Source organism: Pseudomonas sp. FW305-28 (genome assembly GCF_017351395.1).
Classification (GTDB): domain Bacteria; phylum Pseudomonadota; class Gammaproteobacteria; order Pseudomonadales; family Pseudomonadaceae; genus Aquipseudomonas; species Aquipseudomonas fluorescens_AA.
This window is the reverse complement of the sequence record NZ_JACNDD010000041.1, coordinates 1-13138: the sequence shown is the minus strand read 5'-3', so window position 1 is coordinate 13138 and position 13138 is coordinate 1. Positions and strand designations below refer to the sequence as shown.

At 62.7% G+C, this 13138-nt stretch carries 11 protein-coding genes; 7 read left to right on the top strand and 4 right to left on the bottom strand.

Annotation, left to right across the window (positions count from 1 at the left end; translation table 11 throughout):
• Positions 1 to 134: 134 nt before the first annotated feature.
• From J4E53_RS11915 to J4E53_RS11890, 6 genes are all read left to right on the top strand, one after another.
• Positions 135 to 1061, top strand: coding sequence for a hypothetical protein (locus J4E53_RS11915; RefSeq protein WP_060739413.1), 927 nt, complete (start codon positions 135 to 137; stop codon positions 1059 to 1061).
• Positions 1058 to 1519 carry a hypothetical protein gene (locus tag J4E53_RS11910; RefSeq protein ID WP_103308792.1) on the top strand — a complete coding sequence of 154 codons (462 nt, stop codon included), beginning with the start codon at positions 1058 to 1060 and terminating at the stop codon, positions 1517 to 1519. Before J4E53_RS11915 ends, J4E53_RS11910 begins: the two co-directional genes overlap by 4 nt.
• A 165-nt stretch (positions 1520 to 1684) precedes the next feature.
• Entirely contained in the window at positions 1685 to 4978 is a 3294-nt protein-coding gene (locus J4E53_RS11905) for a DUF2126 domain-containing protein (RefSeq protein WP_103308793.1), read from the top strand.
• 208 nt (positions 4979 to 5186) lie between these two features.
• Positions 5187 to 7673: a circularly permuted type 2 ATP-grasp protein gene (locus J4E53_RS11900; protein ID WP_060739410.1), complete on the top strand. Its 2487-nt coding sequence runs from the start codon at positions 5187 to 5189 to the stop codon at positions 7671 to 7673.
• Entirely contained in the window at positions 7673 to 8563 is an 891-nt protein-coding gene (locus J4E53_RS11895; protein ID WP_103308794.1) for a transglutaminase family protein, read from the top strand. The genes J4E53_RS11900 and J4E53_RS11895 overlap by 1 nt, the downstream gene beginning before the upstream one ends.
• Before the next feature lie 138 nt (positions 8564 to 8701).
• Complete coding sequence (locus J4E53_RS11890) at positions 8702 to 9079, top strand: NUDIX domain-containing protein (protein WP_060739408.1); 378 nt, start codon at positions 8702 to 8704, stop codon at positions 9077 to 9079.
• A gap of 74 nt (positions 9080 to 9153) precedes the next feature.
• Here J4E53_RS11890 and J4E53_RS11885 read toward each other — a convergent pair whose 3' ends face one another.
• The gene (locus J4E53_RS11885) at positions 9154 to 9342 is read right to left on the bottom strand and encodes a hypothetical protein (protein WP_060739407.1); all 189 of its coding nucleotides are present in this window, start codon (positions 9340 to 9342) and stop codon (positions 9154 to 9156) included.
• A 68-nt stretch (positions 9343 to 9410) separates the two neighbouring features.
• Positions 9411 to 9998 carry a TIGR00730 family Rossman fold protein gene (locus tag J4E53_RS11880; RefSeq protein ID WP_060739406.1) on the bottom strand — a complete coding sequence of 196 codons (588 nt, stop codon included), beginning with the start codon at positions 9996 to 9998 and terminating at the stop codon, positions 9411 to 9413.
• Between the two features lie 341 nt (positions 9999 to 10339).
• On the opposite strand from J4E53_RS11880, the gene azu reads away from it, so the two are divergent.
• Positions 10340 to 10786 (top strand): azurin, encoded by a 447-nt coding sequence (gene azu, locus J4E53_RS11875; RefSeq protein WP_060739405.1) that lies wholly within the window; start codon positions 10340 to 10342, stop codon positions 10784 to 10786.
• A gap of 170 nt (positions 10787 to 10956) precedes the next feature.
• Here azu and nadE read toward each other — a convergent pair whose 3' ends face one another.
• Both nadE and pncB read right to left on the bottom strand, forming a co-directional pair.
• Entirely contained in the window at positions 10957 to 11784 is an 828-nt protein-coding gene (gene nadE, locus J4E53_RS11870) for an ammonia-dependent NAD(+) synthetase (protein ID WP_103308795.1), read from the bottom strand.
• Between the two features lie 23 nt (positions 11785 to 11807).
• A complete protein-coding gene (gene pncB, locus J4E53_RS11865) occupies positions 11808 to 13013 on the bottom strand; it encodes a nicotinate phosphoribosyltransferase (RefSeq protein ID WP_060739403.1) in 1206 nt (401 codons plus the stop codon).
• Positions 13014 to 13138 lie beyond the last annotated feature (125 nt).

Below are 13138 nucleotides of genomic sequence, written 5' to 3'. Positions count from 1 at the left end.
CGGCCGGCACGGTCTGTCTGGGAGCATGGCATGGGATTGTTTGGGGCCGCTTCGCAGCCCAGCGGGAGCAAGCTCCCTCGCCACAGTATTGTGTGTGGATAAAGACTCACTTCCGATTCTCAAGGACGATTCATATGAGCAGCGCTACAACGGGCATCGGCATGGACCTGAGCTTCTCCCAGTTCATGGCCCGCAAACGCATCGAAAGCCAGATCAACCTGCCGCGCCTGTTTGCTGCCATTGACGCCGATCCTGGCATCGCCGGGGCGGGTGTGGTGTATGTCGATTCCGAATACAACGTCGTGACCCTGCGCGAGTTCAAGCCGATTTGCAGCATCGCGCCCAAGCGCATCATTTTGCGCGAGGCGAAAAAATACATCGCGCCGCAGCAGTTCATCGATCAGGTCAAAAGCAGCCCGCGCGAGTCCAAGCTCGGGCTTGAAGCGACCAATGCCGGCTTGTCCTGTGTCGCCGCGGTGATCGGTTGGGTGGTGGTGTTCAGTGGCAGCGTCGCGGTGCCCTTTACGGCGGGGGCAAGTGCCTTTGTCGTTGCCCTGGGCGCCGCTGCCGCGACGGCCAGTACCGCGCAATGTGTCATTGGCGGGATGCGGGTGGCCAATGAGCTGAGCAATCCGACCGGCAACGATGAGATGAACGACGCCGACTGGTACAACATCGTGTCGCCGATCCTTGACGGGGTTTCCCTGGTGGGGGTCGGTGGCTCGGCCCTGACGACTGTCCGGCTGCTCAAGGCCAACAAGGCGGCCGCCACCGGAAAAAGTTGGTATCAGTTGCTCAAAGGGCTGAATCGGCAAGAGCGCAGCAAACTGACCAAGGAGCTGTTGACGCTAAGGGACCCGAGCCTGACCGCGAAGCTGCTCAAGCTGCAGCAGCGCGCGGGCGCCCTGCCCAAACGTTATTCGTCTGCCGAGATCAGGCACGCGACACTGACGCAGATAAAGGACTCCCTCGGAGGCGCGCTGGGGGTCATTGGCAGTTATACCGGCGATGGCGCCGTGAAGACGGTTGCCGTCGGCCTGTACGAGGAGTTCACGGAATGATCGGGGGCGGATCGCTGAAGTCATTCCTCGCCCGTTATTTTCCGGTGTTCATGGGGACGATCCTGCTGGGCTGCTTTTCCGGGTCCACGCTGCTTGTGTTGGCCGGGGCCACGTATTGGCGTGCCCTGGAGCCGTCAGCCAGGACCGACTATGTCGGGCTCGGCACCTTGGCCCTGGTGCTCGTCCTGGTCCTGGGCAACCTCTTGATCGCTCGCGGGCGTGCGTGGGCGGTCTGGTGGGTGGCGGGGTATTTCCTGGCCTGTCTGGCGGCGGTGCTGCCGACGTTCGCTTATGGCGCGCATCAGGGCGTATACCTGTTCGCTGTGCTGTTGCCACTGCTGGGGCTGTTACTGCTCAACAGCAAGCGTCATCGGGAAATGCGCAGCAAACTCGTCGATATCCGCCGCCAACGCGCGCTGATCATTCAGGCCGCCAAGGCCTCACGCCCGCGTCGCTGAGTCGATTCGCGCCGCATTTATGTGCATTCCTTTACAGATGAATACGGGCATCGCGCGTTTTTAGTGCTCTACTGCCTTGAGTAGACAAAGAAAGTGTCGGGCCTGCCTGCATGGCATAAGTCTTGCGCCGCTTTCGATACCGCCCAGGCTCGCAGGAGGCACGTCGTGTCGATCCATGTCGCATTGCATCACGTCACGCATTACCGCTACGACCGCGCCGTCGAACTCGGCCCGCAGATCGTTCGCCTGCGCCCGGCAGCCCACAGCCGCACGCGGATTCTTTCCTATGCGCTGAAGGTTTCGCCCGAGCAGCATTTCATCAACTGGCAGCAAGACCCTCAGGGCAATTACCTGGCGCGGCTGGTATTTCCCGAGAAAACCCGGGAGCTGCGGATCGAAGTCGATCTGCTGGCGGAAATGGCGGTGTTCAATCCGTTCGATTTCTTTCTTGAGCCCTACGCCGAGAAAATTCCGTTTGCCTACGCGGCTGACGAACGCAAGGAGCTGGCGCCTTACCTGGAAACCCTGCCGCTGACGCCGAGGTTCCAGGCCTACCTGGACGGCATCGACCGTACGCCGTTGCCGGCGGTGGATTTCCTGGTGGCGCTCAACCAGCGCCTGAGCGAAGACATCAATTACCTGATCCGCATGGAACCCGGCGTCCAGACCCCGGAGCATACCCTTGAGCACGCGTCCGGCTCGTGCCGCGACTCGGCCTGGTTGTTGGTGCAGCTGTTGCGTAACCTTGGCCTGGCCGCGCGGTTTGTCTCCGGTTACCTGATCCAGCTGACCGCTGACGTGAAGAGTCTCGATGGCCCGTCCGGCACCGACGTCGACTTCACCGATTTGCATGCCTGGTGCGAGGTCTACCTGCCCGGTGCCGGCTGGATCGGCCTGGATGCGACGTCCGGGCTGTTTGCCGGTGAAGGCCACATCCCGCTGGCCTGCAGTCCCGATCCGTCCTCGGCGGCACCGATCAGTGGCCTGGTGGAGCCCTGCGAGTGTGAGTTCAGCCACGAAATGTCCGTCGAGCGGGTCTGGGAAGCGCCGCGGGTGACCAAGCCTTACACCGACGCGCAATGGCTGGCGATCCAGGCCCTGGGGCGGCAGATCGATGCCGATCTGCTGGAGGGCGATGTGCGCCTGACCATGGGCGGCGAACCGACCTTTGTCTCCATCGATGACCCGGACGGCGCCGAGTGGAACACCGCGGCACTCGGGCCGGACAAGCGCCGGCTCTCCGCCGAGCTGTTCCAGCGCATGCGCAATCACTATGCGCCCAAGGGGCTGGTGCATTTCGGCCAGGGCAAGTGGTACCCCGGCGAGCAACTGCCGCGCTGGTCGCTCAACTGCTATTGGCGGCGCGACGGGGTGCCGATCTGGCACAACAGCGCGTTGATCGCCGACGAGCAGGAGGATTACGGTGCCGATGGCGAACTGGCCGGGCGCTTCCTGGCGAGCGTCGCCGAGCGTTTGAAGATTCCTGCGCGGTTCGTCTTCCCGGCCTACGAAGACAACTTCTATTACCTCTGGCGCGAAGGCGCGCTGCCTTCGAACGTCACGGCCGAGGACCCACGCCTGGAGGACGCCCTGGAGCGTGCACGGTTGCGCAAGGTCTTCAGCCAGGGCCTGGACAAGGTCATCGGCCAGGTCCTGCCGTTGGCTCGCACCGCCAAGGGGGATCAATGGCAAAGCGGTCGCTGGTACCTGCGGGACAACCACTGCCGCCTGGTGCCGGGGGATTCGCCCCTGGGGTATCGCTTGCCGTTGGCGTCCCAGCCTTGGGTGACGGCGGCCGAGTACCCGTTCATCCACCCCACCGACCCGAACCAGGACTTGCCCGAACTGCCCGGCACCGAGCAACTGGCGCGTCACGGCGAGGCGGCGACCGAGCAGGAGCGTGTCCCGGAGATCGACAAGTCCGCTGACTGGCTGACCCGCACCGCCTTCTGTGCCGAGGCCCGCGAAGGCCGGCTCTATCTGTTCATGCCGCCCCTGGAGCGGGTCGAGGATTACCTGGAACTGGTCAGCGCCATCGAGGCGACGGCTGAGGAGCTGCGGTGCCCGGTGCTGTTGGAAGGCTACGAGCCGCCGAGCGACCCGCGCCTGAGCAATTTCCGCATCACCCCCGACCCCGGTGTGATCGAGGTCAACGTACAACCTTCGGCGACCTGGGATGAGTTGGTCGAGCGCACTGAGTTTTTGTACGAAGAGGCGCGACAGACCCGACTGACCACCGAGAAATTCATGATCGATGGCCGGCACACCGGCACGGGCGGCGGCAACCATTTCGTACTGGGTGGCGCGACACCGGCCGACTCACCGTTCCTGCGACGTCCCGACCTGCTGCGCAGCCTGATCAGTTACTGGCATAACCACCCGTCGTTGTCCTACCTGTTTTCCGGGTTGTTCATCGGCCCGACCTCCCAGGCGCCCCGCGTGGACGAGGCGCGCAACGACGCCTTGTACGAGCTGGAAATCGCGTTTGCGCAAATGCCACAGCCCGGCGAAGCGTGTCCGCCGTGGTTGGTCGATCGCTTGTTGCGCAACCTGTTGATCGACGTGACCGGCAATACGCACCGCGCCGAATTCTGCGTCGACAAGCTCTATTCACCGGACGGCGCCACTGGGCGTCTCGGCCTGTTGGAGTTGCGTGCGTTCGAGATGCCGCCCCACGCCCGCATGAGCCTGGCCCAGCAATTACTGCTGCGGGCGCTGATGGCGCGGTTCTGGCGCGAGCCTTATGCGCCAGCGAAACTGGCGCGCTGGGGTACCGAGCTGCATGACCGTTTCCTGCTGCCGCACTTTATCGAGCAGGATTTTGCCGACGTCATCCATGAGCTGAACGCCGCCGGCTACCCGCTGCGGGCCGAGTGGTTCGCCGCGCACCTGGAGTTCCGCTTCCCCAAGGTGGGCGATTACGCGGTCAGCGGTATCGAGCTGCAATTGCGCCAAGCCCTCGAGCCTTGGCATGTGCTGGGGGAGGAGGGCGCGGTGGGCGGCACCGTGCGTTACGTGGATTCCTCCCTGGAGCGTTTGCAGGTCAAGCTCAGCGGCCTGGCGCCGCAACGCTACTTGCTGACCTGCAATGGCGTGCCGGTGCCGTTGCAACCGACTGGTCGGGTCGGCGAATTTGTCGCTGGGGTGCGTTTCCGAGCGTGGCAACCGGCCAACTGCCTGCAACCGACCATCCCGGTGCATGCGCCGCTGGTTTTCGACTTGCTCGACACCTGGATGCAACGTTCCGTGGGCGGTTGCCAGTATCATGTGGCCCATCCGGGCGGGCGCAACTATGACAGCCTGCCGGTGAATGCCAACGAGGCCGAGAGCCGGCGCATGGCGCGCTTCTTCCGTCTCGGGCACACGCCGGGGAAACTGCCGATACCCAGCCTGGCAGTGGATGACGAGTTTCCACTCACGCTCGACCTGCGACGTTTTCAAGGGGCACCCAAGGTCTAAGTGAACCCCGTGGCGAGGGAGCTTGCTCCCGCTCGGTTGCGCAGCGACCGTAAAATTCTCGGGCCGCTGCGCAGCCCAGCGGGAGCAAGCTCCCTCGCCACGATGATTGCAGTCCGAAAGCCAGGCCGGATCCAACATAAAACACACCTATCCGGGCGTCATGCGCTTGCGCTAGTCTCACCTTTCATTGCCGTCTGCCGAGCTTTCCATGCCTGACCTGCTTGACCGTTACCCGCTGACGACGGGCACCTATCACGAATTAATGGACGACAGCGGTGCGGTACGTACGCACTGGCGGCGGCTGTTCGACCAGTTGCAGCGCAGCACGCCGGCCCAGTTGCTCCAGCGCCAGGCCCTGCTGGCCCGGCAGATCCAGGAAAACGGCGTGACCTACAACGTCTACGCCGATCCGAAAGGCGCCGACCGGCCGTGGGAGCTGGACCTGCTGCCCCATGTGATCGACCCGCAGGAATGGAAGCATCTGTCCGCCGGAATCGCCCAGCGTGCGCGATTGCTCAATGCGGTGCTGGCCGACCTGTACGGGCCGCAGCGGCTGATCAGCGAAGGGCTGTTGCCGGCAGAGCTGGTGTTCGGGCACAACAATTTCCTCTGGCCCTGCCAGGGCATCGCGCCGCCGGACGGCAGTTTCCTGCACTTGTATGCGGTGGATCTGGCGCGCACGCCCGACGGCCGCTGGTGGGTCACGGCGGACCGGACCCAGGCGCCTTCGGGGGCCGGGTACGCGCTGGAAAATCGCATGATCGTTTCCCGCGCCTTCCCCGACTTGTATCGCGACTTGAAGGTGCGGCACCTGTCCGGATTTTTTCGCACCTTGCAGGAAACCCTGGCGCGACAGGCACCCAGCGACGGCGAGTCGCCGCTGGTGGTGCTGTTGACGCCGGGGCGGTTCAACGAAAGCTATTTCGAACACCTGTACCTGGCGCGCCAGCTGGGCTATCCGCTGGTGGAGGGCGGCGACCTGACGGTTCGCGATGCTACGGTCTACCTCAAGACCCTCAGTGGCCTGCGCCGGGTCCACGCCATCATGCGTCGGCTCGACGACGATTTCTGCGACCCCCTGGAATTGCGCACCGATTCGGCCCTCGGCGTGCCGGGGTTGCTGGAAGCCGTGCGCCAGGGCCGGGTGCTGGTGGCCAATGCCTTGGGCAGTGGCGTGCTGGAGTCGCCGGGTCTCCTGGGCTTTCTGCCGAAGATCAACCAGTACCTGTTCGGCGAAGAACTGCTGCTGCCGTCCATCGCCACCTGGTGGTGCGGTGAGCCGCCGGTGTTGGCCCAGGCCCTGGAAAAATTGCCGCAACTGTTGATCAAGCCGGCGTTTCCTTCCCAGAGTTTCAGCCCGGTGTTCGGTCGCGATCTGAGCGAGGCGCAGCGCGGCCAACTGGCGGCGCGCATGCAGGCACGGCCTTATGCCTATGTCGCCCAGGAACTGGCGCAACTGTCCCAGGCACCGGTCTGGCAGGCCGAAGATGGGCAAATCCAGCCCCGGGCGATCGGCATGCGCATGTATGCCGTGTCCGGCAAGGATGATTATCGGGTGCTGCCGGGTGGCCTGACCCGGGTGGCCGCCGAGGCCGATGCCGAAGTGGTGTCGATGCAGCGCGGTGGCGCCAGCAAGGACACTTGGGTGTTGGGAGAGCAGGCGCCCGGCGGTGAACAATGGAAGGCCCAGCGAACCGTGGGGGTCCATGACCTGGTTCGACGGGATCCGTACCTGCCTTCGCGGGTGGTGGAAAACCTGTTCTGGTTCGGCCGCTACTGCGAGCGTTGCGATGGCAGCGCGCGGTTGTTGCGGATCATGCTGGCGCGTTATGTCGATGGCGACGATCCGCAGGCCCTGCAATCGGCGGTGGCGCTGGGCGAAAGCCTGATGCTGCTGCCCGAAGAGGGCGAGCTGCCCGAGCGTTTGTTGGCGGCACTGCTGGGGGACGACTGGTCGTTCAGCCTGCGCTCCAACCTGCAGCGCTTGCAATGGGCCGCCTCGCAGGTGCGCGGCAAGCTGTCCCGGGAGAACTGGCAGGCGCTGGTGGAGCTGCAGCGCGAAGCCATGGAACTGGAAACCGAGGAAGCGGACTTCGGCGAGTTGCTGGATTTCCTCAATCGGCTGGTGATGTCCCTCGCGGCGTTGTCCGGGTTCGCCCTGGACGACATGACCCGTGACGAAGGCTGGCGCTTCCTGATGATCGGCCGGCGCCTGGAGCGCCTGCAGTTTCTCAGCAGCAGCCTGGCGGCGTTCCTGCGCAGCGATGCGGTATTCGATCAGGCCGGGCTTGAGTGGTTGCTGGAACTGGGCAACAGCAGCATCACCTACCGTTCGCGTTACTTGGCGGTGGCCCAGTTGATCCCGGTGCTGGACCTGCTGCTGCTGGACGAACAGAACCCCCACGCGGTGCTCTTCCAGTTGAAGCTGGTGACCCGCACGCTCAAGCGCTTGAACGATGACTTTGCCGCCCCCAGGGAAACCGCCTTGCCGGACCTGGTCGCGCGCCTGTCACGCTTTGACCTGCGTTGTCTGGAAAACCCATTGTTCGGTGAAGCCAGCCTGCGCGCCGCACTCGATGGGCTGGCCGACCTGTTGCAGGAAGTTGCCGATGCCAGCGGCCAGGTGTCCGATCGCCTGGCCCTGCGTCATTTCGCCCATGTCGATGACGTCAGCCAACGCACGGTGTCCGTCTGATGAGCGCTCGTTACCAGATCCTCCACGATACCCATTACCACTACGACAGCCCGGTGTCCCTGGCCCAGCAGCTCGCTCATCTGTGGCCTCGGGCCTGTGACTGGCAGCGTTGCACCGAACAGCAACTGTTGATCAGCCCGGAACCGACGACCCGGCGCGATGAACAGGATGTGTTTGGCAACCCGCTGACCCGGCTGGCCTTTGAACGGCCCCATGACGAGCTGCTGGTCAATGCCCGCCTGAGCGTCGAGGTGCTGGCCCGTCCCGAGCTGGATTTCAACCTGTCCCCGGCCTGGGAGTCGACCCGCAACGCGCTGACCTACAGTGGCCGGCCACTGGCTGCGCCGTTGCTGGAAGCGTGCCGCTATCGTTTCGAGTCACCGTATGTGCATCTCAAGCGCAGCTTCGTCGAGTTTTCCGAAAGCTGCTTCCCGCCGGGACGACCGTTAATGGTCGGCGTTCGAGTGCTGATGGAGAAGATTTTCGAGGAATTCACCTTCGATGCCGAGGCGACCCAAGTGGCGACGCCGCTGGTGGAGGTGCTGGAGCGGCGGCGGGGCGTATGCCAGGACTTCGCCCACCTGATGCTGGCTTGCGTGCGTTCTCGCGGCCTGGCGGCGCGTTACGTCAGCGGCTACCTGCTGACCCAGCCGCCGCCCGGCCAGCCCCGGCTGATTGGCGCCGATGCGTCCCATGCCTGGGTCTCGGTGTATTGCCCGGTGTTGGGGTGGGTGGACTTCGACCCGACCAACAACGTCCAACCGGCCCTGGAACACATCACCCTGGCCTGGGGCCGGGATTTTTCCGATGTGTCACCGTTGCGGGGGGTGATCCTGGGGGGCGGTGCCCATGATCCTGAAGTGCGGGTGACGGTGATGCCGTTGGAATGAACGCTGTATGAACACTGTGGGAGCGAGCTTGCTCGCGATAGCATCGTGTCAGTCAATGAGGAGGTTGACTGTTGATTCGCTATCGCGAGCAAGCTCGCTCCCACAGGTTGTGTGTCCTACGGATGATGAGGTTTGCCCATGTTCCCGGTGTCCATCAAAGGTGTGCTGCAATCCCCCGAAGGCCTGGTTGTGCTGATGCTCAACGAGCGCGATGAATGGGAGCTGCCTGGCGGTCGGATCGAGTTGGGCGAAACGGCGCCGCAATGCCTGGCGCGGGAAATCGCCGAGGAGCTGGCGGTTGAGGTGAGCGTGGGGGCGCCGTTGGATTCGTACCTGTTCGAGGTCATTCCCGGCAAGCATGTCTTCATCTCCACGTACCGCTGCCAGTTGCTGGGCGGTTTCGTGCCGACCATCAGTCATGAGCACAAGGAGATCGGGCTGTTCGCGCCGGACCAACTGCCGGTGAACCTGCCTGGGGGTTATCGCCAGTCGATTATCAAGGCGCTGGGATTGTAAGGGGCGGCAGCGGGGCTGCCGGCCCTGAATACAGAACCGGGGGGGCCGGATCGGATCATCGGGCCCTGGGGGAATCAGGCGTCGGGAGCCTGATCTTTCGGTGCATCGACATCGTCTTCTGCTGCTACTTCGCCTTCGGTATCCGGGCTCAGTGCGGCTTCTTCTTCAGCTGTGGCTTTCTTGCGCTGCAGCTTTTCCTCTTTCTTCTGCTCCTTGGCCAAGTCTCTCTGACGTTTGGCGAAGGAATAATTGGGTTTGGCCATGGGCGATCCTCTGGGGTCGAAGGTGAGGTTGAGCGGCGCATATTCTGCCCTGTATCGGGGCCGAGCCGTTAGCTGGGTTTTTGTTCGGCCCATTTTGGCTGTACGGACGGTTGCCATTCGTCCAGGGCATCGAGCAGGTTCTGCGCGGATTCGCTCACTTGCAGCATGTCACGATGGGGCGCGCGGACGAAGCCTTCGCCGACGATATGATCGAGAAAAGCGGTGAGCTTGCTGTAGAAACCGTTCACTTCCAACAGCCCCAGCGGTTTGCCGTGGTAGCCGAGCTGGCCCCAGGTCCAGACTTCGAACAACTCCTCCAGCGTGCCGAGGCCGCCGGGCAGGGCGATGAAGGCATCGCTGAGTTCAGCCATGCGCGCCTTGCGGGCATGCATGCCGTCCACCACTTCCAGGCGGGTCAGGCCGCCGTGGCCGATTTCCTTGTCCTTCAGGCTTTGCGGGATGATGCCGATGACTTCGCCGCCAGCCGCCAGGGCCGCGTCGGCGACGACACCCATCAGGCCGACGGCCCCGCCGCCGTAGACCAGGGTCAATTTTCGTTCCGCCAACGCCCGCCCGAGGGCCTGCGCCGCTTCACGATACGCTGGATTGGTGCCAGTGCTGGCGCCGCAAAATACACAAACAGACGCGATGGACATGCTTTACTCCGTGGTCAGTCACCGCACCAGAGTAAAGCCTGGCCTATGCTGCGCAAAGGACTTAAACCTCGCGCTGGGGTTTTTCATAGGTGCCACTGGCGCCACAGGCGTAGGCGGCGAGCAAGCTGCATAACAGGCTATTGAAGTTCATGGCGATCGCTCCAGAGGTTGATGGGGCTGATCATAGAGGCGCGTCATACTGATGGCTGGTTGATTATGTCCATCAGGCTGATAGCCTTAAGTTGTATACAATCTTTGACTCAGGTCATAGGAACTTGCCGGAAAATCAGGCAGTCTTTCCCTTTGACGGATTTTTGTTAACCATGCCTTGGAGATTCACGATGTTTGCCAAACTTGTTGCAGTATCCCTGTTGACGCTGGCCAGCAGCCAACTGATGGCAGCGGAGTGCAAGACCACCATCGACTCGACCGACCAGATGTCCTTCAACACCAAGGCCATCGAGATCGACAAGAGCTGCAAGACATTCACCGTTGAGCTGACCCACTCGGGCAGCTTGCCGAAAAACGTCATGGGCCATAACTGGGTGCTGAGCAAAGAGGCCGACATGCAGCCGATTGCCACCGATGGCCTCGCTGCCGGTATCGACAAGAACTACCTCAAGGAAGGTGATGCCCGCATCATCGCCCACACCAAACTCATCGGGGCCAAGGAAACCGACTCGGTAACCTTCGACGTGTCGAAACTTGATGCCGCTGAAAAATACGGCTTCTTCTGCTCGTTCCCGGGCCATATCTCGATGATGAAAGGCACTGTTACCCTGAAGTAATCCTACCAGGCACAAAAAAGCGCCCGCTTCAGGGCGCTTTTTTTGTGTCCGGCCAATAACCGCACCTCCTGTGGGAGCGAGCTCGCTCGCGATGGCGGCAGCACATCCAACATCAATGCAAACTGACCCACCGCTATCGCGAGCAAGCTCGCTCCCACAGAGATTGCCGGTCACGGGGCGTAGGGCATCACCCGCTTGTGCTCGGTCTTGCGGTAGGTGTCGCAAATGATCCTGGCCGCCTCTTCGCGAATCGGCTGGCCGTGCAGGAACGCATCGATCTCGGCGTAGGTCACGCCGTGGGAGGCTTCATCCGGCTTGCCGGGCGACAGGTCTTCAAGATCGGCGGTGGGGACTTTTTCCACCAGCGATTCCGGCGCGCCAAAGTCACGGGCGATGGCCCGGACCTGGTTTTTCACCAGGCCGCTCAATGGCGCCAGGTCGCAGGCACCGTCACCGAACTTGGTGAAGAACCCCATGACCGCTTCGGCCGCATGGTCAGTGCCGATCACCAGGCCCTGCTCGGCCCCGGCGATGGTGTATTGCGCCACCATGCGCATCCGCGCCTTGGTGTTGCCCAGCACGAAGTCCCGCGAGACCGCCGCCTTGCCTTCGAACGCGGCGACTTGCTCGGCCAAGGCCTTGACCGCCGGGCCAATATTGACGGTATGGCGCTCGTCGGGATCGATGAAGTCCACACAGGCCTGTGCTTCATGCTCGTCGAACTGGGTTTCGTAGGGCAGGCGCACGGCGATGAACTTATAGGCCGCGTTGCCGGTTTTCTCCCGCAGTTCGCGCATGGCACGTTGGGCCAGCAGCCCGGCGGTCAACGAGTCGACGCCACCGCTGATGCCCAGCACGAGGGACTTGAGCCCGGAATCGACCAGGCAATCCTGGATAAAGCTCACTCGCCGGGCGATTTCGGCCTTGAGGTCGGCGTCATGGGCGAACGGTGGCTGGACCTTGAGCTGTTCAGCAATCTCACGCTGTACGGCTTGCATGAATTCACTCCTTGCTTGATGTATCAAAGGGCGGCAGGTACTTGGAAAACGTGTCGCATGTAGGCGACGAAATTCGGGTCCTTGCAGTGGGTCTTGCCGGGCTCGTCTGAAATCTTGGCCACGGGTTGCCCGTCACAGCTGATCATTTTAAGCACGATGCTCATGGGCTCGACACCCGGAATGTCGCAGGTCAGGTTGGTGCCAATACCGAAGCTGACATTGATGCGACCACGCAATGCCCGAAAAATCTCCAGGCATTTGGGCAGTGTCAGGCTATCGGAGAACACCAGGGTCTTGCTCATCGGGTCGATGCCGAGCTTGTGGTAGTGGGCAATGGCTTTTTCGGCCCAGATCACCGGGTCGCCGGAGTCATGGCGCAAACCGTCGAACAGCTTGGCGAAGAACAGATCGAAATCCTTGAGGAACGCGTCCATGGTGATGCAGTCGGTCAGGGCGATCCCCAGCAGGCCCCGGTACTCGCGCACCCAGCAATCGAGGGCGGCGATCTGGCTGTCGATCAGTCGCGGACCCAATTGCTGGTGGGCCATGATCCACTCATGGGCCATGGTGCCCAGGGGTTTCATGTCCAGCTCCCGGGACAGGTGCACGTTACTGGTGCCGACGAAACGCCCGGGGAAATCATGCTTGAGCACGTTGACCACTTCTTCCTGGACGCGGAAGGAAAACCGCCGCCGGGTGCCGAAATCCGCGACTTGCAGTTCGGACAGCTCCTCGGCGCTGGCGTTGGCGCTCAGCCAGTCGAACTTGCGATACAGCTGCTCGCGGGCCTGCTCCAGGACGATTTCACGGTAGCGATAGCGATTGCGCACTTCGCTGACAATGGCCAGCAGCGGCACTTCGAACAGAATCACGTGCAACCAGGGCCCGCGCAGGCGGATGAACAGCTCGCCGTTGTCGATGCCGGTGTGGACGTAGCGCAGGTTGAAGCGAAACAGGCCCAGGAACCGCAGGAAGTCCGGTTTGAGAAAACTGATACGTTCCAGGAAACCCAACTGGTCGGCACTCAGGCTCAGCTCCGCCAGGCGCTCGATCTGGAAGCGGATCTCCGCCAGGTACGGACGCAGGTCTTCGCTGTTGCGGCAACGAAACTCCCACTCGACTTCGACGTTGGGGTAGTTGTGCAGCACCGCCTGCATCATCGTCAGTTTGTAGAAGTCGGTGTCGAGCAGGTTCTGCACGATACGATCGGCAAATACGCTCTCGCTCATAGGGTTCTCCTGACAGGCCGCTGCGGCGGGCAGCGGGGTGCGGCGGTTTGGGATGAGGGGGTTAGTGGCGCATAACCCGGGTGGGGATTGCCAGTGATTTTTGGTCACCGACTCTTCTCTGGCAA

What these genes read in the sequence shown, in the direction of transcription:
- J4E53_RS11915 (WP_060739413.1), top strand. Translation starts at nt 135, where the DNA reads ATGAGCAGCGCTACAACGGGCATCGGCATGGACCTGAGCTTCTCCCAG.
- J4E53_RS11910 (WP_103308792.1), top strand. Translation starts at nt 1,058, where the DNA reads ATGATCGGGGGCGGATCGCTGAAGTCATTCCTCGCCCGTTATTTTCCG.
- J4E53_RS11900 (WP_060739410.1), top strand. Translation starts at nt 5,187, where the DNA reads ATGCCTGACCTGCTTGACCGTTACCCGCTGACGACGGGCACCTATCAC.
- J4E53_RS11895 (WP_103308794.1), top strand. Translation starts at nt 7,673, where the DNA reads ATGAGCGCTCGTTACCAGATCCTCCACGATACCCATTACCACTACGAC.
- J4E53_RS11890 (WP_060739408.1), top strand. Translation starts at nt 8,702, where the DNA reads ATGTTCCCGGTGTCCATCAAAGGTGTGCTGCAATCCCCCGAAGGCCTG.
- J4E53_RS11885 (WP_060739407.1), bottom strand. Translation starts at nt 9,342, where the DNA reads ATGGCCAAACCCAATTATTCCTTCGCCAAACGTCAGAGAGACTTGGCC.
- J4E53_RS11880 (WP_060739406.1), bottom strand. Translation starts at nt 9,998, where the DNA reads ATGTCCATCGCGTCTGTTTGTGTATTTTGCGGCGCCAGCACTGGCACC.
- azu (WP_060739405.1), top strand. Translation starts at nt 10,340, where the DNA reads ATGTTTGCCAAACTTGTTGCAGTATCCCTGTTGACGCTGGCCAGCAGC.
- nadE (WP_103308795.1), bottom strand. Translation starts at nt 11,784, where the DNA reads ATGCAAGCCGTACAGCGTGAGATTGCTGAACAGCTCAAGGTCCAGCCA.
- pncB (WP_060739403.1), bottom strand. Translation starts at nt 13,013, where the DNA reads ATGAGCGAGAGCGTATTTGCCGATCGTATCGTGCAGAACCTGCTCGAC.